This is a genomic window from Sorangium sp. So ce590 (assembly GCF_051521365.1).
In the GTDB taxonomy this organism is placed as follows: domain Bacteria; phylum Myxococcota_A; class Polyangia; order Polyangiales; family Polyangiaceae; genus Sorangium.
On sequence record NZ_CP150346.1, the window covers coordinates 7,933,449 to 7,952,537 of the forward strand.

Annotated in this window: 18 protein-coding genes; 8 read left to right on the plus strand and 10 right to left on the minus strand. The window is 72.6% G+C overall.

Annotated elements, in window-relative coordinates; all coding sequences use genetic code 11:
* Positions 1–10: 10 nt before the first annotated feature.
* The gene (locus tag WMF28_RS29775) at positions 11–757 is read right to left on the minus strand and encodes a metallophosphoesterase family protein (RefSeq protein ID WP_437596721.1); all 747 of its coding nucleotides are present in this window, start codon (positions 755–757) and stop codon (positions 11–13) included.
* Positions 754–1,659: a hypothetical protein gene (locus WMF28_RS29780; RefSeq protein ID WP_437596722.1), complete on the minus strand. Its 906-nt coding sequence runs from the start codon at positions 1,657–1,659 to the stop codon at positions 754–756. Before WMF28_RS29780 ends, WMF28_RS29775 begins: the two co-directional genes overlap by 4 nt.
* Before the next feature lie 337 nt (positions 1,660–1,996).
* On the opposite strand from WMF28_RS29780, the gene WMF28_RS29785 reads away from it, so the two are divergent.
* Both WMF28_RS29785 and WMF28_RS29790 read left to right on the plus strand, forming a co-directional pair.
* Positions 1,997–3,403, plus strand: coding sequence for an NAD-dependent succinate-semialdehyde dehydrogenase (locus WMF28_RS29785; protein ID WP_437596723.1), 1,407 nt, complete (start codon positions 1,997–1,999; stop codon positions 3,401–3,403).
* A 148-nt stretch (positions 3,404–3,551) separates the two neighbouring features.
* Positions 3,552–3,905: a DUF1801 domain-containing protein gene (locus WMF28_RS29790; protein ID WP_437596724.1), complete on the plus strand. Its 354-nt coding sequence runs from the start codon at positions 3,552–3,554 to the stop codon at positions 3,903–3,905.
* 61 nt (positions 3,906–3,966) lie between these two features.
* On the opposite strand, the gene WMF28_RS29795 is transcribed toward WMF28_RS29790, so the two are convergent.
* On the minus strand, positions 3,967–6,393 hold the full coding sequence (locus WMF28_RS29795; RefSeq protein ID WP_437596725.1) for a substrate-binding domain-containing protein: 2,427 nt from the start codon (positions 6,391–6,393) through the stop codon (positions 3,967–3,969).
* A 139-nt stretch (positions 6,394–6,532) separates the two neighbouring features.
* On the opposite strand from WMF28_RS29795, the gene WMF28_RS29800 reads away from it, so the two are divergent.
* Genes WMF28_RS29800 through WMF28_RS29815 form a run of 4 tightly spaced genes read left to right on the plus strand, consistent with a single transcriptional unit; the run spans position 6,533 to position 10,532 of the window.
* Positions 6,533–7,510: a fumarylacetoacetate hydrolase family protein gene (locus tag WMF28_RS29800; RefSeq protein ID WP_437596726.1), complete on the plus strand. Its 978-nt coding sequence runs from the start codon at positions 6,533–6,535 to the stop codon at positions 7,508–7,510.
* On the plus strand, positions 7,507–8,181 hold the full coding sequence (gene maiA, locus WMF28_RS29805; RefSeq protein WP_437596727.1) for a maleylacetoacetate isomerase: 675 nt from the start codon (positions 7,507–7,509) through the stop codon (positions 8,179–8,181). The genes WMF28_RS29800 and maiA overlap by 4 nt, the downstream gene beginning before the upstream one ends.
* A 39-nt stretch (positions 8,182–8,220) precedes the next feature.
* Entirely contained in the window at positions 8,221–9,372 is a 1,152-nt protein-coding gene (locus WMF28_RS29810) for a 4-hydroxyphenylpyruvate dioxygenase family protein (RefSeq protein ID WP_437596728.1), read from the plus strand.
* A complete protein-coding gene (locus WMF28_RS29815) occupies positions 9,372–10,532 on the plus strand; it encodes a homogentisate 1,2-dioxygenase (RefSeq protein ID WP_437595317.1) in 1,161 nt (386 codons plus the stop codon). The genes WMF28_RS29810 and WMF28_RS29815 overlap by 1 nt, the downstream gene beginning before the upstream one ends.
* Positions 10,533–10,546: 14 nt before the next feature.
* Here WMF28_RS29815 and WMF28_RS29820 read toward each other — a convergent pair whose 3' ends face one another.
* The 4 genes from WMF28_RS29820 to WMF28_RS29835 form a co-directional block, all read right to left on the minus strand.
* Positions 10,547–11,092 carry a hypothetical protein gene (locus WMF28_RS29820; RefSeq protein WP_437596729.1) on the minus strand — a complete coding sequence of 182 codons (546 nt, stop codon included), beginning with the start codon at positions 11,090–11,092 and terminating at the stop codon, positions 10,547–10,549.
* A gap of 14 nt (positions 11,093–11,106) precedes the next feature.
* The gene (locus tag WMF28_RS29825; protein WP_437596730.1) at positions 11,107–11,538 is read right to left on the minus strand and encodes a deoxyhypusine synthase family protein; all 432 of its coding nucleotides are present in this window, start codon (positions 11,536–11,538) and stop codon (positions 11,107–11,109) included.
* Positions 11,539–11,608: 70 nt separating this feature from the next.
* Positions 11,609–14,830: a hypothetical protein gene (locus tag WMF28_RS29830; RefSeq protein WP_437596731.1), complete on the minus strand. Its 3,222-nt coding sequence runs from the start codon at positions 14,828–14,830 to the stop codon at positions 11,609–11,611.
* A gap of 120 nt (positions 14,831–14,950) precedes the next feature.
* Positions 14,951–16,024, minus strand: coding sequence for a DUF72 domain-containing protein (locus WMF28_RS29835; protein ID WP_437596732.1), 1,074 nt, complete (start codon positions 16,022–16,024; stop codon positions 14,951–14,953).
* Between the two features lie 556 nt (positions 16,025–16,580).
* On the opposite strand from WMF28_RS29835, the gene WMF28_RS29840 reads away from it, so the two are divergent.
* Together WMF28_RS29840 and WMF28_RS29845 are read left to right on the plus strand one after the other, a co-directional pair.
* Positions 16,581–16,781: a hypothetical protein gene (locus WMF28_RS29840; RefSeq protein ID WP_437596733.1), complete on the plus strand. Its 201-nt coding sequence runs from the start codon at positions 16,581–16,583 to the stop codon at positions 16,779–16,781.
* Between the two features lie 377 nt (positions 16,782–17,158).
* Positions 17,159–17,563 carry a hypothetical protein gene (locus tag WMF28_RS29845; RefSeq protein ID WP_437596734.1) on the plus strand — a complete coding sequence of 135 codons (405 nt, stop codon included), beginning with the start codon at positions 17,159–17,161 and terminating at the stop codon, positions 17,561–17,563.
* A gap of 276 nt (positions 17,564–17,839) precedes the next feature.
* On the opposite strand, the gene WMF28_RS29850 is transcribed toward WMF28_RS29845, so the two are convergent.
* The 3 genes from WMF28_RS29850 to WMF28_RS29860 form a co-directional block, all read right to left on the minus strand.
* On the minus strand, positions 17,840–18,202 hold the full coding sequence (locus tag WMF28_RS29850) for a hypothetical protein (RefSeq protein ID WP_437596735.1): 363 nt from the start codon (positions 18,200–18,202) through the stop codon (positions 17,840–17,842).
* Positions 18,199–18,381 (minus strand): hypothetical protein, encoded by a 183-nt coding sequence (locus WMF28_RS29855; protein ID WP_437478904.1) that lies wholly within the window; start codon positions 18,379–18,381, stop codon positions 18,199–18,201. Before WMF28_RS29855 ends, WMF28_RS29850 begins: the two co-directional genes overlap by 4 nt.
* Positions 18,382–18,489: 108 nt before the next feature.
* Entirely contained in the window at positions 18,490–18,879 is a 390-nt protein-coding gene (locus WMF28_RS29860) for an RNA recognition motif domain-containing protein (protein ID WP_437596736.1), read from the minus strand.
* Positions 18,880–19,089: the final 210 nt, after the last annotated feature.

Genomic DNA, 19,089 nt, shown 5'->3' on the forward strand with positions numbered 1-19,089 from the left:
TCCGGTGCCATTACACCTCGACCAGGAGGAACGACCGCCCGGTGAGCTTCCTGAGCAGCGGCATGGCCACGTTGTAGACGGGAGTCCCCTTCGGCGTGCGCCCTTCGAGCGCTCCGTGGTGCGCGTGGCCGTGGAAGACCACGTCGGCGCCGTACAGATCGATCGGCGCGACAAGCCGGCTCGTCCCAAGGAAAGGCCTTATCTCCACGTTCTCGCCGACGGTCGTCTCCAGGATCGGCGTGTAATGCATGATCACGATCCGCTTGTCGCTGTCGAGCTGCGAGAGCGCCGTCTCGAGCTTCAGCGCCTCGGTCACGGCCTCCTGGACGAAGGCCTTGAGCGGGCCCTCGCCGAACGCCTGCAGCGTCGCGCTCCCGAACCCGCCCATGAACCCCTTCACGCCGGCAACGCCGATGTCGTCGCGCAGGATCAGGTGATCCCCGTCGAGCACCTCGACGCCCGCGTCGCCCAGGAGCCTCGCGACCTCGGCGCCCGCGCCGCGGTCGAGGTCGTGGTTGCCGAGCACGGCGGCGCACGGCACCGACAGCCCGGAGAGCGCGTCAGCGAGCACCTTCGCCTCGTCGGGATGGCCGCGATCGGTGAGATCGCCGCACAGGACGAGCACCTCGGCCTCCGCGTTCACCGCCTTCACGAACTCGCGCATCCTTCCGCCGTGCTCCGGCCGGCAGTGCAGGTCCGAGGCCGCCGCGACGCGCCGCTTGCCGCGGTCCCCGTTCCCGCCGGCGCCGGCGCTCATGATCCCGGCTTGCGGAGCCGCGCCGCCTCGACCTCCGCCCCCAGACGCTCCGCGCCGCCCGGAGCCCCCTCGCGGCTCGGCCCCCCCTTGCCGAGGTGCCGCCGCGCCGCCGCGGGCGGCCGGCGCTTCCGGCACAGCGACCCCCGCATCACCTCGGGCTCGGGCCCGGCGGGCGCAGCCATGAGCCCGAGCTTCTCGTAATCATGGGTGTACTGCCGCCGGCTGATCAGGTTCCCCCGGCAGACCCGGTGCGGCGCGTCGCCAGCCCGCGACTGCTCCAGCGTGCGCCGGCAGAGCTCCTCGACGAGCCACTCGGGCACCCGGCTCCGCGCGCCGGGATAGACGAAACGGTAGAGCGTGATGTGCGCGAACAGGACCTCCCAGTGCGGGCCGAACCGGTCGAGGAGCCGCTCCCAGTCCATCTCGTCGCCGCACGTGTAGATGAGGTGGTTCACGTCGGCCCCGTCGTACCGCTCCCGCTCGTCCACGAACGCCTTCGTGAAGATGATCTCCTCGACCGGCGCGATCAAACAGCTGTGCCCCAGGATCGTCGCAGGACGCGCGTGCTCGAACCAGCCGCAATCCACCACGCCCAGGCCGTTGCTCGACGAGAAGATGAGATCGATGAACCTGTCGCCGGCATACGCCTTCGCGATCCACCGCGGATCGAGCACCTCCGTCTGGAAGCCGACCCGCTCGAGCGCCCTGAACGCCGCCGGCACCTCCCGCTCGTCCAGCATCACGTCGAGATCCTTCGTGTCGCGGAAGATGCCGGTGTACGCAAAGAAGGCATACGCCCCCGCCACCATGAACGGCACACCGGCGCACAGGAGCGACTCCAGCGCCTTTCCCCTCACCTCCAGCTCGCCCGCACGGGATAGCGGGCCGGCGGTATCGTCCACGGGCGGCGGAGGGAGCGTCGCGCGCTCGCCGGCCCGCGTCGCCCGGGCAGAAACCGCGCGCTCCGCGTCGTCGACAGCAGGGGATCCGCTGCGGGCCATCCCGTTCTGCGTAATGAACAGAACGTGCGATGGCGACCCCCTTCCGCCCCCATGCGACCGCGCGCTGCGGCAGAAGGGCGAAAGCCGCCGGGAACGGGAACATAGGCGGGCTCGTCCTCGCTGACCATTGCAAGAAGAGGCAGGTCTGGCTCAAGCTCGCCTGCCGGGATCGCTCGGCGCGCCCTGCGCACGCAGGAGACAGGGCGCGGCCCCCGGCGCTCGAAGAGGAGGCACATCCGTGAACACCGCCATCGCGACGATCAATCCAGCGACGGGAGAGACGCTCGAGACCTTCGAGCCCCTCTCGTCGGCGGCGCTGGAGCAGAAGGTGGCGCGCGCGCACGCCGCGTTCCGCAGCTTCCGGCAGACCCCGGTCGCCGACCGCGCCCAGAAGCTGCGCCGGGCGGCCGAGATCCTGGAGGGAGAGAAGGAGCAGCTCGGGCAGCTCATGACGGTCGAGATGGGCAAGACCATCGGCTCCGCCATCGCCGAGGCCCAGAAGTGCGCGACCGTGTGCCGCTACTACGCCGACAACGCCGAGCGCCTGCTCGCCCCCGAAGAGGTCGCGACCGACGCCGACAGGAGCTACGTGGCGTTCCACCCGCTCGGCCCGGTGCTCGCCATCATGCCGTGGAACTTCCCGTTCTGGCAGGTCTTCCGCTTCGCCGCGCCGGCGCTCGTCGCCGGCAACGTCGGCCTCCTCAAGCACGCCGCGAACGTCCCCCGCTGCGCGCTCGCCATCGAGGACATCCTCCGCCGGGCCGGCTTCCCGGAAGGGGCCTTCCAGGCGCTGCTCATCGGGACCGACGCGGTGCCGCGCCTGCTCGCCGACCCGCGCGTCGTGGCCGCGACGCTCACCGGCAGCGAGAACGCGGGGCGCAGCGTCGGCGCCCACGCGGGGAAGCACCTCAAGAAGGTGGTGCTGGAGCTCGGCGGCAGCGATCCGTTCATCGTCCTCCCGAGCGCCGATCTCAACGCCGCCGTCGGGACCGCGATCAAGGCGCGCATCATCAACAACGGGCAGTCCTGCATCGCGGCGAAGCGCTTCATCGTGCACGAGTCGATCGTGCCGGAGTTCGAGCAGCGCTTCGTCGCGGCCATGCGGCGCCTCCGGGTGGGCGACCCGATGGATCCGTCGGTCGACGTCGGGCCGCTCGCCACGGCGCAGATCGTCACGGAGCTCGAGGAGCAGGTGCGGGCGTCGGTGGCCGCGGGCGCGCTCCTCCTCACCGGCGGCAAGCGGCTGAAAGGCCCGGGCAACTACTTCCCGCCGACCGTGCTCACCGACGTCCGGAGCCCCTCCCCCGCCGCCGACGATGAGCTCTTCGGCCCGGTCGCCGCCGTCATCCGCGTCGCCGACATCGATGAGGCCATCTACATGGCGAACGCCACCCGATTCGGCCTCGGGGCGAGCGCCTGGACCCGCGACCCCCAGGAGCGCGAGCGCCTCATCGACGAGCTCGACGCCGGCCAGGTGTTCATCAACGGGATGGTCGTGTCCGATCCGCGGCTGCCGTTCGGCGGGGTCAAGATGTCCGGCCACGGCCGCGAGCTCTCGTCCTACGGCCTGCGCGAGTTCGTGAACATCAAGACCGTCTGGATCGCCAAGGACGAACGCCAGAGAGGCGTGCCCGCCACCGAGTGACCCATCCCACAGCGAGCGCGTGCGCCCGACCTCGCCTGCGCTGACCTGACAGGAAGCAAGCGCCCGAACCGGAACGTCACGTCGCGCAGCCGGTTGCGTCTTCGTGGGCGTGGACCTAGCGTGGGTGATTGTGTCGGAAGATCCGGCCGTGGCCGCTCTGCTGAGCGAGTACCCGCCCGCAGCACAGCAGCTGACCTTGCACGTGCGCAAGCTGCTCCTCCGCGTCATCCCCGACGTGCACGAGCACGTCTATCCAGGCTGGCGGATCATCAGCTTCCGGATGGGCGACGGGCACGAGCACCAGATCTGCTGGCTCGCCCCGCAGCGCTTCGGCGTGAACCTCGGCTTCGAGCACGGCGCCGAGCTGCCCGATCCGAACCGCGTGCTCACCGGCAACCCCAAGTCGGCCAGGAACGTCCATATCCGCTCCGCCAAGGACGTGGACGTCGCCAAGATCGTCGCGCTTGTCGCGACCGCCATCGAGCTCCACCGGGACCGCTGATCGCGCGGGGCCCCGCGGCGCGAGGGCAACGGGCGCCGCCGCGGCTCGAAAGCGACGGGGCTCAGGAGCGACGGTAGACGACCCGCCCGCCGGTCTTGCCGAGCGCGTACGAGAACCCAAGCTCCAGGGTGGAGCGGGTGACGATGTCCCCGAGATCGAACCCCTGCTCCACCATGAGCCGCGCCGCCTCGGGCGCGATCCCGACGAGCACCACCTCGGACCCGAGCATGGCGGCGGAGCGCGCCGCCTGCACGAGGTGGCTCGCCGCGCTCGCGTCGACGACCGCCATGCCGGTGACGTCGATGATCACGACGCGCGCCTGGTGCTCGGAGATCTCCTTCAGCATCACCTCGATGAAGCGGCCGGAGCGCGCCGCGTCCAGCGCGCCGACGATCGGCATGACGAGGACGCCGGGCGCGATCGGCACGACCGGGCTCGACATCACGGCGATCGTGTCGAGGAGCGCCACCTGGCGGCTGCTCAGCGACTCGAGCTCCCTCGTGCGCTCCTTGATCCGCGAGAGCAGCCGCGCGTTCTCGAGCACGACGGCCGCCACCGAGGCCACGCGCTCGATCAGCGCCAGGTCGTTCGCCGAGCACGCGTCGGGCTGCGGGCTGCTCAGGACGAGGACCCCGAGGACCGCGTCCCGGGAGAGCAGCGGCACGCCGACCAGCGTGCGCGCCCCGTTCCAGCGGGCCTCGACGACATCGCTGAAGTGCTGGTACTCGCTCGACGCGGTGTCGATGACGAGCGAGCAGCACGAGCTCATCACCCGTCCCACCAGGGAGTCGTCCACGATCGGCGCGCGCTCGTCGTCGACGAGGCTCTCGCGCTCGGCCATGCCGATCACCAGAAACTCGAGCGACGGCGCGCGGCTCGCCGCGCCCAGCCTGCGGTTCGCGACCCGGCGGGCGGAGCTCATGGCGAGGTGATCCGAGAGCGCCACCGAGCGCGGCGTGCGCTCGACGGTGACGACGTCGACGCCCGTGTCGATGAAGCGCGACGCCGGCAGATCCGCGAGCGCCGCCTCGGCGCCCCGCGTGGCCATGTCGTAGAGCACCTGCACGCAGCGGTACCCCATGTCGTACTCGCGCTGCACGATCGCGGCGTGGATCGCGCCGTCCTGGAGCATGGCGACGGTGGGCGTGATGAGATCGAAGGCGAGGATCTTGAGGTCTCCGGCCCTGCCGAGCGTCATCGACGCGGTGCCGAAGCTCGGGCCGTTCTCGCTGCACACCCCGAAGGCGCCGGCGATCCCGGGCTTGTCGCGCAGCGCCGAGAGGGCGAGCTCGACCCCGCGCGCGGGGTCGAAATGGTTCTCCAGGGGAGCGTCGAGGCGGATCGCCGAGCCGGTGACGGCCTCGCGGAACCCCTCGAGGCGCTCGCTGGCGTTGGACACGGCGAAGGAGGGCGCCTGGGTGAGGACCAGCCCGCCCTGCGGCAAGAGCCGCTGCATCATCTCGCCCGCGAGCCTGCCGGCGACCCGGTTGTCGGTCCCGATGTAGACCGGGGCCGCGCTGCCCTCCACGGTCGGCGAGTCGATCGCGACCACCGCGACCCCCGCCGCGACCGCGCGGCGGATGAGCGGCTCGAGCGCGACCGGATCGATGGGGGCGACGGCGATCCCCTTCACGCCCCGGCGGAGCCCTTCCTCGAACAGCGCCTCCTGGGACGCGGGATCGGCGCCCACCCCGCTCCTGAACGCCACGGCGCCCCGCAGGTCCCGCCCCGCGGCCAGCGCGCCGTCGCGCACGTTGTTCCAGTACGCCGTCATGGGCCGGCGGGGAGCCCGGTAGAGGCGCAGCGTCCGCCGCGCATCCGCCGCGGGCCCTCGCCCCGCGTCCTCCAGGAGGGCGAGGTCGATCGTGCCCCAGCGCGGGCCCGTCTGCACGCTCCTGATCCCGTCCGCGAGCGTCTCGATGAGCTCGAGGAGATCGACCGACTCGGCGACGGAGCTCAGCACCTCCTCGAGCAGCCGCAGCTCCTGCGCGACCTGCGCCTTCTCCTCGAACAGGCCGCGCCGCTCGAGCGCGGCGCCCGCGCTCTCCGCGACCGACTCGACGAGCGCGCGGTAAGGGCCCGACAGCGGCGCGTCGTCCGGCTGCTCCAGCGCGAAGTAGGCGCCCGGCGCGCCGAACAGGTGCACCGGCACGACCTGCACGTGGGCCCCCTCCGGAGGCCAGCCGGGCCGCTGCGCGACCTCGGGCAGGTGCGCCCGGTACCACACAGCCGCGGGGACGAGGCACGGGCCGCGCGCCGCCTCGGGCGCCGCGGCGGGGCCGAACGGCGCCGACGCGCTCAACAGCCCGCCGTCCGACGGCATGTGCACCCGGCCCGGCAGGATGCCATCGAGCCCCACGGACGCCCTGTACACGAGCCGTCGTCCAGCGCGCACCAGCAAGCTGCCACGCTGCGCCCCGGGGAGGCTGGCCATGGCGCGCTGCACCAGGTGGTGGAGCGTCGAGAAAACATCGAGTCCGGTATTCATGCAGATCCGTTCAGCCGGTCACCCGGTCGCACGTTGCGCACGGCGCCAGAGCGCCATGCGCTAGCAGGCGTGAGCCGCGTCATGCTTGTCAAGCGAAGACGATGAGACCACCGTAGCGCCACGAGGAGCTCGCACCCGCATGAAGCTCGCCTCTCTCCGCGGCCCCGGCCGCGACGGCACGCTCGTCATCGTCCGCCGCGACGGCCTCGCCTGCGCGCCGGCCGGCGCCGCTTTCCCGACGCTCCAGGCCGCGCTCGACGACTGGGAGCGCGCCGAGCCCGCGCTGCGCCGCATCGCCGACGACATCGAGCGCGGCGACGCGGCGGTGGCCCCGCTCGTCATGGATGAGCTCGCTGCGCCCCTGCCCCGCGCGTACGAGTGGGTCGACGGATCGGCCTACATCCATCACATTGAGCTCGTGCGCAAGGCGCGCGGCGCCGAGCCCCCCGCAACGCTCACGACCGATCCGCTCGTGTACCAGGGCGGCTCAGGCGTCCTCCTCGGGCCGACCGACGACATCGTCCTGCGCGACGAGGCGTGGGGCCTCGATTTCGAGGCCGAGGTCTGCGTCGTCCTCGGCGACACCCCGCAGGGCACGCGCCGTGACGAGGCCGACCGGCAACTCCGCCTCTTCCTGCTGGCCAACGACGTGACGCTGCGCAACCTCGTGCCCGCCGAGCTCGCGAAGGGGTTCGGCTTCTTCTGCTCGAAGCCCGCCACGGCGTTCTCTCCGTTCGCGATCACGCCCGACGAGCTCGGCGACGCGTTCCGGGACGGGCGCGTCCACCTGCCGCTCCGCTCGACCTACAACGGCGCGCTCATCGGCGATCCCGAGGCCGGCCCGGAGATGCACTTCTCGTTCTTCGATCTCGTCGAGCACATCGCCAGGACCCGCAGCTTCACGGCCGGGACCCTGCTCGGCAGCGGCACCGTCTCGAACCGGGATACGGCGCGCGGCGTGTCGTGCCTGGCCGAGAAGCGCATGCTCGAGATCCTCTCGCACGGCGCGGCGAGGACGCCTTTCATGAAGCCAGGAGACACGATCATGATCGAGATGCTGAGTCGCTCGGGCGAGAACCTGTTCGGGCGCATCGCGCAGCGGGTGGTGGCCGGATGACCGCCGCGATCCAGGGGCTCACGCTCTACGGCTACTGGCGCAGCTCGTGCAGCTGGCGCGTGCGCATCGCCCTCGCCCACAAGCGCGCCCCGCACGCGTACCGGCCGGTGAACCTCGTCCGGGACGGCGGCGAGCAGCTCCGCGACGACTACCGGGCCAAGAACCCGATGGCGCAGGTGCCGCTGCTCGAGTTCGAGCAGGGCGGCGCCGTCCGGCGCGTGTCGCAGTCGGTGGCGATCATCGAGCTGCTCGAGGAGCTGATCCCCGCGCCGCCGCTCCTGCCCGCGGATCCGTACCTGCGCGCCAAGGCGCGGCAGCTCGTCGAGATGATCAACTCCGGCACGCAGCCGATGCAGAACACCGCCACCCTGAAATACGTGCAGAGCGAGCTCGGCGGTGACGAGAAGGCATTCGCGCGGCGCTTCATCGCGTCGGGGCTCGCCGCGTTCCAGGCCGCGGCCGTCGAGCTCTGCGGCCAGTTCTGCGTCGGCGATCAGGTCACGGTGGCGGACGTGTTCCTCGTGCCCCAGCTTTACAATGCGCGACGCCACGGGGTCGATCTCGCGCCGCTCTCGACCCTCACGCGGATCGAGGCGGCGTGCATGGCGCTGCCCGCCTTCCAGGCCGCCCACGCCGACCGCCAGGCCGACGCGGTCGCCGCGAGCACGTAGCTCACCCCCTGCGTACGCCCCTCGCGACGGAGGATCCGGATGACCAAGGTGGAGTCGATCGGCATCAAGCGGGTAGAGGCGCTGCACTATTACGTGCGCGACCTGGAGCGGAGCCGCAGGTTCTACACGGAGAAGCTCGACTTTCAGGAGATCGCCGCGAGCTCGCCGGAGCTCACGGCGGCGGCGGCGCAGCGGTCGGTCGTCTTCCAGGCCGGCGAGTGCGCCATCGTGTGCTCGCAGCCGCTCGGCGAGGGCGGGCGGGCGTGGCGCTACCTGCGCAAGCACCCCGACGGGGTGGGCACGATCATCTTCGAGGTGGAGGACGTGGGCCGCGCCTTCCGGCTGCTCGAAGGCCGCGGGGGCACGCCGATCGACGAGATCCACCGGGCGACGGACGAGGGCGGCACGTTCGCGTCGTTCTCGATCACGACGCCGTTCGGCGACACCACCTTCCGCTTCGTGGAGCGGCGCGGCTACCGGGCGCTGTTCCCCGGCTGCGTGGCTTACGACGCGCCGCGCGGCGGCGAGAACCGCTTCGGGCTCGCCCGGTTCGATCACATCACCTCGAACTTCCAGACGATGGCGCCCGCCCTGCTCTGGATGGAGCACGTGCTCGGGCTCGAGCCGTTCTGGAAGATCGCGTTCCACACGAACGACGTCGCGGAGGGCGCCGATCACGGCTCGGGCCTGCGCTCGGCCGTGATGTGGGACCCGGGCTCGGGCGTGAAGTTCGCCAACAACGAGCCTTACCGGCCCTACTTCAAGAGCTCGCAGATCAACGTCTTCAACGAGGAGCACCGCGGCGACGGGGTGCAGCACGTGGCGCTCGCCGTGGAGGACATCCTCGCGGCCGTGCGGGCGATGCGCGCGCGCGGCGTGGAGTTCATGCCGACCCCGGCCGCCTACTACGACATGCTGCCCGAGCGCCTGCAGCAGCTCGGCGTCGGGCAGCTCGACGAGGACGTGGCGGCGCTGCGGGAGCTCGAGGTGCTGGTCGACGGCGACGGCGCGAGGTCGTACCTGCTCCAGATCTTCCTCAAGGAGTCGGCCGGCACGCACCGCGATCCCGACGCCGGGCCGTTCTTCTTCGAGCTCATCCAGCGCAAGGGGGACCGCGGCTTCGGCGCCGGCAACTTCCGGGCGCTGTTCGAGAGCATCGAGCGGCAGCAGAAAGCGGAAGGGAGCGGCTGATGCTCGATCGCGTCGTCGCCGGGAGCGTGCCGCGCAAGCACCACATCGCCCTCCGGAGCGAGGCGGGGGAGCTCCGCTACGAGGAGTGCCTGACGCGGGAGGGCTTCGACGGCCCCTACACGATCGCCTACCACGAGCGCCGGCCGCACGAGCACCGGGTCGCGCGGGCGGCGCACGGCTTCGCGCTGCCGGTCGCCGCGCCGGCGCGCCCGCTCGCGAAGCGGCACTACCGGTCGCAGGAGCTGCCGCGCCGGGGCGGGCCCGCGATCGACTGCCGCGTGCCGCTGCTGTTCAACGACGACGTGGTGATCGGGATCGCCCAGCCGGACGCCGACGATCCGGTGTACTTCGCGAACGCCGACGCCGACGAGCTGCTCTTCGTCTTCCGCGGCGGCGGCGTCCTGCGCACGATGCTCGGCGATCTCCGCTTCGAGCGGGACGACTACGTCGTCGTCCCGAAGGGGCTCTTCCACCGCTTCCTCCCGGACGCCGCGCCCCAGCAGTGGCTCTCGATCGAGGCGGCGGACATCCACCTCCCGCGCAAGTGGCGCAACGAGGTCGGCCAGCTGCGGATGGACGCGCCCTACTCCCACCGCGATTTCCGGCGGCCGACGTTCGTCGGCCCCCTCGACGAGGGCATCCGCGCGCTCGTCGTGAAGCGCGGCGGCGCGTTCCACGGCTTCGCCTGCGAGCGCTCACCGCTCGATGTCGTCGGCTGGGACGGGACGGTGTACCCGTTCGCGTTCCCGATCCAGAGCTTCCAGCCGCGCGTCGGGCTGGTGCACCTGCCGCCGGACTGGCACGGGACGTTCGCGGCGCGGGGCGCCCTCATCTGCAGCTTCGTGCCGCGCCCGGTCGACTTCCACCCGGAGGCGATCCCCTGCCCCTACCCCCACTCGTCCGTCGATTGCGACGAGCTGCTGTTCTACTGCCGCGGCAACTTCACCTCGCGCCGCGGCGTCGGCCCCGGCAGCATCTCGCACCACCCGGCCGGCGTGCCGCACGGGCCGCACCCCGGCGCGTACGAGGCGAGCCTCGGGAGCCGCGAGACGAGCGAGCTCGCCGTCATGCTCGACACGATCCGCCCGCTCGCGGCCACCCCGGCCGCGCTCGAGGTGGAGGACCCGGGCTACCAGGACAGCTTCATCGCGGGCCCCTGATCCGGATCAGGCGCTCAGCGCATCGAGAAGCAGCGGTTGTTGCACTCGTTGAAGCGCTGGGCCTCGTCGAAACTGGTCCCGTTCAGCCCGTCGCAGGACACGCCGAGGATGCACTCGGCGTTGCACGCGATCTGCTCGGAGCACGCCTCGGCGCCGGGCGCGAAGGGGCGCCCCTGCCCGCACGCCACGAGGTGGTCGTTGGCGTGCTCGCAGACGGAGCGGAAGACGAAGACGCCGCACTGGCGGAGGCTCCTCTCCTGGTCCTCGCAGCCGTCCAAGGAGAACGCATCGTCCTTGCACTCGATCTCCTCCTCGAGGCAGGCCAGGTACTCGTCGAAGGCCGCGGGGCAGCTCGCCTCCGCCACGGCCGTCTTCGCGGTCTCCGTCTTGTCGACGCAGTCGAGGTACCGCGCCTCGCTGCAGCCGGTGCAGTCGCAGATGAGATCGCACACGCGCTCCTCCTGCGAGGGGCAGCCGGCGGACAGGAGCGCGCCGCCGGCGGCGGCCAGGGAGAGGAGCACCTCGAGGAGGCGCGGCGGGCGGGGTGTGACGGCGAGCACGCTGGCCTGCTCCGCTATTTCGGCATCTTGCCGAGCCGCTCGCGGAGGGCGCGCACGAGGAGCGGCCAGGCGACCATCGCGTCCGCGTACACCTCGGAGAAGCGGCCGCCCTCGCGCGGCGGGGTGAACTTCCCCCAGCTCACGCCCTCGGAGTAGGTGCAGCCGGAGAGGCCGCCCCGGTGCACGGGCTCGGGGCAGATGCGGACGCCGTACTGGGACCGCGGGTGCTCGGCCTCGATCCCGAGGCGATCGCCCACGATGTCGTAGAACGGCGCGACCTGCTGGGCCCAGTTGCGCGGGACACCTCCGCCGATGGTGATCCGGCTCATCGCGCGGAGCAGGTCGTCGAACGACCCGATCTTCAGCGGATCGAGCGCCTCGAGCTTGTCTTCGACCCCATCGCCGAGATGGCGGTGCGAGGAGCGCGGGTGTTCCGGAGAGGACATGGCGCGCGAACATATATACCCGCGCGGAGGGTGGGGCGTCGAGCACGAAGGCCCTCGCAGCAGCGGCGCTTCAGGGCCGGACAGGCAGGGAGCACGCGAGGCGGCGCGCTGTCCCGTGTACCGTTCCGCGTACCGTTCCGCGCGCTGTCCCGTGTACCGTTCCTCCGCCTCTCCCAGCGCCTTCGCCGATCCCACGCTCGCCACCTTCGGCGCGGCGGGCCGCGAGATCGGCGCGGACGAACGCGATCTCGCCGGCGCCGGGGCCGGCGCTGGGCTCGCCTCCGGTCCGGCGATCGAGATCGATCAGCGCGGCGACCTTCGCCACGCAAGCGTCAGGGCCTGACACACGAACGTCATAGACAGCCGTGCTCGCGGTCGCGCCGTGACCGTCGATGGACACGGAGGCGCTCGCGCGGTCGAGCACGAAGCGCGCGCCGCGCGGGCGCGCGGGGCACGCCGGCAGGCGGGTGAGCTCGGTGCGGACATTCGGGGCGATCTCCCAGCCGTCGAGCGGCAGGAGCGGCGGGACCTTCGCGGGCGTCCCCGGCGCGGTCTTCTCCGCGGGCGGGATCGGCACCGTGCGGCCGAGGGTCAGGTCGCGGAAGCCGAGCAGCAGCGGCACGCCGGCGCTCGTCGGCTGCCCGAGCGCGCGCGCGCCGCGGCTCGCGAGCGAGGCGATCGGCCGCGGGGCGTCGCCGGATTGCCAGGCGATGAGCGACGCGCCGCGGAGCCACGCAATCGGCCCGTCCGGCGCCTCGCTGAAGGCGACCTCCGTCTCGGGCATCAGCTCCTGCGGCACCTCGACGACCTCCGGGCCGCGGCCGGGCCTCGCCCGGATCAGCAGGTCGCGGCCCGGGGCGCGCACTCCGAAGACGAGCCGGTCGCCGGACGCCGCGAACCGCGTGAGGATCGCGTCCCGCCCGACGCCCTCGGGCGCGAGGCCCGTCCATGAGCGGACCCTGGCCTGGAGCTCCGTGGGGTCGAGCCAGCGCAGCGTCCACGTCACGCGCCGTGCCGCTGCGGCGCCGCCCCCCGGGCCGACGCTCCTGGCCGCGCCGTCGGGCGCGCGCGCCTCGAGCACGGCGACGGTGGAGAGCAGGCCCCAGCGCCGGTCGCTCACCGACGAGACGTGCCGCTGCCCCGTGGGCGCGGGCTTCGCGTCGCTCGCGAGCAGCGCGAGCGCCTCCTGCGCGCTGCTCGGCGGCGGCACGCCCGGCGGCGCGGGCGGCGGCCCCGGCTGCGTCGTGCAGGCGAGCGCGCGCTCGGGGAGCCCCGGCGCCGGTGGCGGGCGGTGCGGCAGGAGCAGCGCGGCCTCGAGCGCCGGCCCGGCGGCGGGCGCCCCCTGCGCTGGCAGCGCCGGCCCCCAGCCGACGCGCAGGTGGGCGTCGATCTTCAGGCCGACCTCGTTGACGGCCAGCACCCCGGGCTCGGCGAGCAGATCGCCGAGCTGGGCGGCCGCATCCATGGCGCGGGGCGGGACCTCGATGGGCGCCCACGAGCGGCCGGCGTCGGCCGACGCGAGCACCTTCCCCTCCCCGACGGCGACGCCATGGCCGCCGTGGATCAGGGCGTGCGCGGCGCCGGCCAGGCGAGCCCGCGACGCCTCGCCGCCGGGGGGCAGGACCACCGCGGTGAGCTCGCCGGCCTCGTCGGCCACCACGAACGACAGGGCGCCGTCGTGCCCCTCCTCGATCGGGCTGACCACGTGGATGTCGCCGCCCCCGTCGCGCAGCCAGCGGAGCGGGATCAGCGGCTCCTCCCTGCCGCGGGCGTCGATCACCGCGACGTGGGCGCCGGCCGCGGCGCCCTCGCGGCCCTGGCCGCCGCGCGGCGCGGGCTCCCCGCGGGGCGCGGGGTCCTCGCGCGGCGCCACGTCGCTGTTCCAGAGGCCGCGCACGATCGCGATCCGGCCATCGGCGAGCGGCCCGGCGCCGCGCCAGTGGATGTCGGTGCCCGGGCGGACCGTGATCCATTGCCCGCTCGGCTGGCGCACGCACGCGCTGCCCTCCTCGTCCGCGTCGCACGGCGCGAGCAGCATGGCGCCGCCGCTCGGCGACACGCGCAGCTCGACCTCGCCGCTCCGCAGGAGGACCGGCGGCTCGCGGCCGAGGGCGCCGCCGGCGGCCGTGACCTGGAGCACGCCGAACGGATCGTGATGCCCGTCCCCCCCCTCCTCGCCGAGCGCGCAGGCCACCCACGCCGAGCGCCCCGCGCGACCGACGCCGCAGGCGCTCAGCCACCTGTCGCCGCGGCCCACGGGGGCGACCTCGTGCAGCGCGCCCGAGGCGAGGTCCACGCGCGCGAGGAGGCCGTGGCTCGCCGTGATCGCGGAGCCCGTCCACGCCGCACCGCTCGCGATCGCGGCCTCGAGCGGGTGGCGTCCTGTCGCGCGGATCCAGCGGAGCAGCGGGGCGCCGGCGCCGGGCTCGGGCGCGCCGCCGGCCGGCGCGAGCCGCGCCTCGGCGACAAGGATCCGCACCTCGCGCTGCCCCGGCGGCGCGGCCGCGCCCGGCGTCACGGCGAGCAGCTCGTCGCCGCGCAGCCGCAGGCCGGCGATGTGGAGCAGGGCCGCGGGGTCCGCCTCCTGGCCGTCGTCGCGCAGCGCCGGCGCGACGGCGCGCCACGACGCGCCGCCGTCGGCCGTGACCGCGAGCCCTGTCGCCTCGAAGAGCCCAGCCCCCTGCCGGGGATCCCGGAACGCCACGGCGCGGAGCGGCAGGGCGGGCAAGCCCGGCAGCGCGCGCGGCTGCCCCGTCTCGATGTCGAGAAAGCTCGGCAGATCCGAGGCGGCGTCCCACACCGCGACGACGGCGGGCCCGCCGCCCAGGCGCAGGAGCTCGGTCTCGGACCGGGCGAGGAGCGCGGGCGCGCCGAGCGGATCATCGAACCGGTAGACGCCGTGGACCCCGCGCCCGACGAGCCGCGGGCCGGCGGCGGACGGCACGAGGACGAGCTCGATCAGGGGCTCGGGGCAGGCCGCTGTCTCCGGCCGAGCTGCGCCGTCGCTCCCGACGAGAAAGCGCCGGCCGCCGAGCAGGGCCATGGTGCCGCCGGCGACCCGGGGACCGACCGTTGTCGCGCCGCTCGCGTCGACCCAGCGGGCGCGCAGGAGCTCCGGCGCCGGCCGCGGGGGGTGCGCCGACGCGGGCGCGCGGCCCTCCTGGGGCGCGGGTCGGGGCGGCGCGCCCCCGCAGCGGGCGAGCGCGAGCGCCGCGAGGAGCGCGGCCGCTCGCCGCGACCGGCGCGGGGGAGCTGCGAGGCGGGGAGCGCCCGCCGCTCTGGGCTGCATCATCGCGGCGGAGCCTACCGTGATCCGCGGCCGTGGCGACGCCGCGACTGGCCGCAGGCGCCCGCGCGCGGCGCCGGCCACCGGATGCGGGGTGTCCACGGACGCTGCGGGGGCCACGAGGGCTCAGTGGACGGTCGAGGCGACCTGGACCGGGACAGTCTCGCTGTCCAGCGACTCGGCCCTGCGGGCGAGGAGCGCCACGAGCCCCTTGGCCCCGAGCACGGCGTAGTCGGACACGCAGTTGTTGAAGATCGCGTGTACCCGCTCCGCCTCCTGGGAGAGCCGCGCGACGGTCTCGGCCCACGGATCGAGCTCTGCGGGATCGTAAACGTACCTGAACTTCTCGTTCACGCTGACCGAGGCGCCCCAGGTCTCCGCGCGCCGGCCATGAAAGCGCACCACGGCGAGGCGCGGATCGGCGACGAGCGGGGTGGGAGGCATGCTGTTCTCCTTGCCCTGCGGCTCGTCGACGATGACGTAGAAGGCGCCGAGATCTCGCAGGAAGTCCACGACGCGCTCGATGCGATCGGGCGCGCCCCACGACGCATGCCGGAGCTCGACGGCGAACGGGATCCCGTCCATGCGGCCGCGGCAGTCCTCGATGACCCGCACATTGCCGCGCGTCGCCGTGAACCACGGGGGGAACTGGAAGAGCACGTACCCGAGCTTTCGCGCCTGTCGCAGCGGAGCGAGCGCTTGCCGGAAGCGCTCCCAGAGCACGTCCCTGGTCTCGGCCGGCAGGTCGCCCGGATACAGGCGCCGCCTGTCGAGGAGCCCTGCCGGCAGGGCGCGCTGGACGTCCGCGGGGAGGCGGGCGGGCTCCACCGGGTGCTGGGTGAGCGGCGCGAATGCCTTCATGTCGAGCACGAAGTCGGGCGCCGTCCGCTGGACCCACTGCTCCACCATCGCCGGGCGGGGGAGGGCGTAATAGGTCGAGTTGACCTCGACGACCGGGAACTGGGACGCGTAGAACTTGAGCCGTTGCTCCGGGCTCGACACGCCCTTCGGGTAGAATCGCTGGCTCTTCACCAGGGTGGGATCGGTCCACCCGGCGGTCCCGGCCAAGACGCGATCGAGGCGGGCGGGCACAGGCGCGCACGCCGCGAGGGCGGTCGCGCGCGCGAGCCGCTCCTCGTCCTCGCGCGGAGTCTCCTCTGGAGGCGACCGCGGCGGGTCGCGCAGGGCTGCTTCGTGCATCTCGAGAACACCCTAAGGCCCTTTCGCGGCGACGGAAGCGCTCTCCGGGGGAGAGATGGCGAAGGGTCAACGTGTCTTTGAACAGTCCGCTCTCGCCTCCTGTGCGACCGCCCGCGCCCGCTCGCCTCGCTCGACACATATTCCGTCGGCATCGGGCATTTCTCACACGTTCTGCGGGCGCTCGGGGCCGCGAGCGGGTCGCAGGGCGCCTGTGTGGTTCACGAGGGGAACCGCGACGAAATTGCCGGCGGGCGGCCCCTGCGCGGCGAGCGTCGCCGTCCCCGCCCGGCGGACCGAGCCGACCCGTCCCGTCCCTCGGCCGCTGCCCCACCGCGGGCCGCAGCGGCAGCCGGTTCGGGTCGCCGCGCCGGCCCCGGTCGACGGCGGCGCGGCGAGCGCGAGCTTTGGTCCCTTTCCGCCGGGCCTTCGCCTATGCTGCCTTGCTGCCCGGGCCGAAGGGCAATCGCTGCCCTGCCTCGCCGCACCTCGCGGCGAGGTGCTCCTGTAAGCGCGCAGCAAGTCGAAAGGGCGCAAGCCGATGCTGAAGAAAACTCTCTTGGAAAAATTGACGACGGCGAAGCAGGAGATCACCGACGCGGAGGGCAACCTCGAGCAGGCCCTCGCGGAGATACAGGTCGCGCCGCGCGCGGACAAGATGGCCGTCAGCGAGGTCGTCCAGGAGGCGTTCACCAAGCTGAGGGCCGCGCGGGTCAACCTCACCGAGCTGGAGAGGCTCGTCCTGAGCGACGAGGACTGAGCCGCGCGGACGCACGAGAATGGAAGCACGGAAGCACGGAAGGAACGAGCGGCGACGCCGACCTCGGTACGAGGCGCGCTCGGCACGGAATGGAGCCGCTCGCCTCACGCGATCCTGCGCTCCTCTCCACGTCCAGCGCATCCGCATCGAGCTCTTCTGCCCATCCCCTCGCGCCCGCCGGCCAGCGCGGCGTGCTGGCCTGTGATTGGCTGTCCTCGGCTGATGTGACTTCGATGCAGGCGCTCTCCCGTTACCCCCTCTCGTGGCCGATCGACGCCACCCAGGAGAGCCCAGATTGTGCATGCACCGCGCCGTCGACTGCGCTATACTGTACAAGGGCAGGGGCTTGGTGCATTCCTGCGCGACCGAGGTGGTAGATGTACTCAGCGAATCGTCGCAGGAATATCGAGCGGGAGGAGCGCATGCTCCTCCGCGGGAAGCGGGAACAGGCGGCTGGCAAGCTCCTTCAGAAGGTGCCGGATCTGACGAGCTTGAACCTGGAGATCCGCGAGAGCCGCCCCAACGGACTCACGAACGACACGCAGTACATCCGTCGTGTCGTCGTGGAGCACGCCCATGCGCTGTTCGAAATGCCGTGCTCGTACTCTTCCTGCGACAACGGGGGCTACGACGTGACGCGAGAGGTCCTGAACGCCCTCGCTTCGCGCGCGGCGCGCTTCGAGGGTGAATGCGCCTGTCGGGGGAGCTGTGGTGGCGAGTTCTGCTCCAGGGTCCTCCACTACGTCGCCACGGCCACGTACCGGTCGGGCCCCGAAGCGTAGAGGCGGGGGGGCGAGCGTTGTTCGCCCCGTCATCACTCGAGGCGTGTCTCGGGTGATGAGGCGTTGCTCGACGGACGCCGCGAGCGGCCCGAGCCCCGGCGATCGACGCTGCGGGCCGTCTGTCGCCGGGCCAGAGCGGTGCTTGAACGAAGAAAAGTGAGCCGCCGAGGCCCCAAGAAGAGACCTTCTTGGTTCCCTTGGCGTCCTGACGGTCTTCATTTCTGAGTCGTTGCACCGGATGAAGCCGGTGCACCGATCGAGAGCGGTGATGTTACGTTACGGCGTCTCGGGCTCGAGGTGTCTGCGCCACTCGTTCCGTGCGCTTGCGTACGCGGTCCGGGCGGCGAGCTCGCGCTCCACGCCGGTGATGGCGGGCATCTTGCGGTGCAGCAGCTCGCTCGGGAGATTGATCTCTACCTGAGTCCGCGCTTCGCGCAGCGTGCCGGGCCATCCGCCAGCAGCGGGGCGGCCTTCGCGATGAAGGTCTTGACGCCACTGCTTGGCCCACGCCTGTCCCAGCGTGGTCGCGCTCTGCTCGATGAACCGTCGCCTTGCGGTGGTCTGCGCCGAGCTTTCCGGATCAGTCTCTGGCTCGGACGGGGCGCTCTCGGCGCCCTGGCTCGGCGCTGCGCGTTTCACTCTACGACCGGAGGCTGAGGCCCCGGGATGATCCCCGCAATGTCCGGATCCTCTCCCGGTGAACCGTTGTCGCCGGGGCCCTTTTCCTTGCGGCGTGCGACGCGGTTCGCGTCTTTCTCGCGCTGCTTTTCTTGGCGCGCGCGTTCTTTTTGCCGCTTCAATGCTCCCTGCTTCTGCATGCGGAACCAGGCCTTTCGGCGCCTTCGGGCGCGTTCTTCAGCGCCCTGTGGCGCGTTCTGAAGGCGCAGGCGCGGCGGCGCACGAGCTCCGCCGCGCCGCGCCGGTGATCAGTACCGGTCGCGACCGCCGCGGCCGCCGCCACCGCCGCCGTAGCCGCCGCGGCCGCCACCACCACCGCCGCCGCCGTAGCCGCCACCGCCACCGCCGCCGAAGCCACCACCACCGCCGCCGCCGCCGAAGCTGCGCGCCGGGCGCTCCTGCGCCTCGTTGACCTTGAGCGCGCGGCCGTCGAGGACGGCGCCGTTGAGCTGCGAGATGGCGCTGTTCGCGGCCTGGGCAGAGCCCATGGTCACGAACGCGAAGCCGCGCGGCTGCCCGGTCTCGCGATCGGTCGGCATCGCGACCTCACGGACCTCGCCGGCTGCGGCGAACGCGGACTCGAGGGTCTCGCGGGTGGTGCTGAACGAAAGGTTACCTACGTAGAGACGATTTCCCATGCCATCCTGCTTTTTTTACGGCTTTCTGGTGCGCCATGCGGCGCTCTCGGCCTGCCATCCGACGAAGCCGTATCGGATCGAACGGAGACGTGCCGCGCGGAACCCCCGCGCGGTCACACGGTGCGTCGTCCAGTCGTCCGAGCGAGCTGCAGTCTCCCTCGCGAAAGAGGGAAGAGGGAAAGCGTCGTATCGAGGGCCAGGGACGTTCGT

Excerpts from the sequence above, each read along its gene's own strand:
- WMF28_RS29775 (WP_437596721.1), bottom strand. The coding sequence starts at position 757 with ATGAGCGCCGGCGCCGGCGGGAACGGGGACCGCGGCAAGCGGCGCGTC.
- WMF28_RS29795 (WP_437596725.1), bottom strand. The coding sequence starts at position 6,393 with ATGAATACCGGACTCGATGTTTTCTCGACGCTCCACCACCTGGTGCAG.
- WMF28_RS29800 (WP_437596726.1), top strand. The coding sequence starts at position 6,533 with ATGAAGCTCGCCTCTCTCCGCGGCCCCGGCCGCGACGGCACGCTCGTC.
- maiA (WP_437596727.1), top strand. The coding sequence starts at position 7,507 with ATGACCGCCGCGATCCAGGGGCTCACGCTCTACGGCTACTGGCGCAGC.
- WMF28_RS29810 (WP_437596728.1), top strand. The coding sequence starts at position 8,221 with ATGACCAAGGTGGAGTCGATCGGCATCAAGCGGGTAGAGGCGCTGCAC.
- WMF28_RS29815 (WP_437595317.1), top strand. The coding sequence starts at position 9,372 with ATGCTCGATCGCGTCGTCGCCGGGAGCGTGCCGCGCAAGCACCACATC.
- WMF28_RS29825 (WP_437596730.1), bottom strand. The coding sequence starts at position 11,538 with ATGTCCTCTCCGGAACACCCGCGCTCCTCGCACCGCCATCTCGGCGAT.
- WMF28_RS29830 (WP_437596731.1), bottom strand. The coding sequence starts at position 14,830 with ATGATGCAGCCCAGAGCGGCGGGCGCTCCCCGCCTCGCAGCTCCCCCG.
- WMF28_RS29835 (WP_437596732.1), bottom strand. The coding sequence starts at position 16,024 with ATGCACGAAGCAGCCCTGCGCGACCCGCCGCGGTCGCCTCCAGAGGAG.
- WMF28_RS29845 (WP_437596734.1), top strand. The coding sequence starts at position 17,159 with ATGTACTCAGCGAATCGTCGCAGGAATATCGAGCGGGAGGAGCGCATG.
- WMF28_RS29855 (WP_437478904.1), bottom strand. The coding sequence starts at position 18,381 with ATGCAGAAGCAGGGAGCATTGAAGCGGCAAAAAGAACGCGCGCGCCAA.
- WMF28_RS29860 (WP_437596736.1), bottom strand. The coding sequence starts at position 18,879 with ATGGGAAATCGTCTCTACGTAGGTAACCTTTCGTTCAGCACCACCCGC.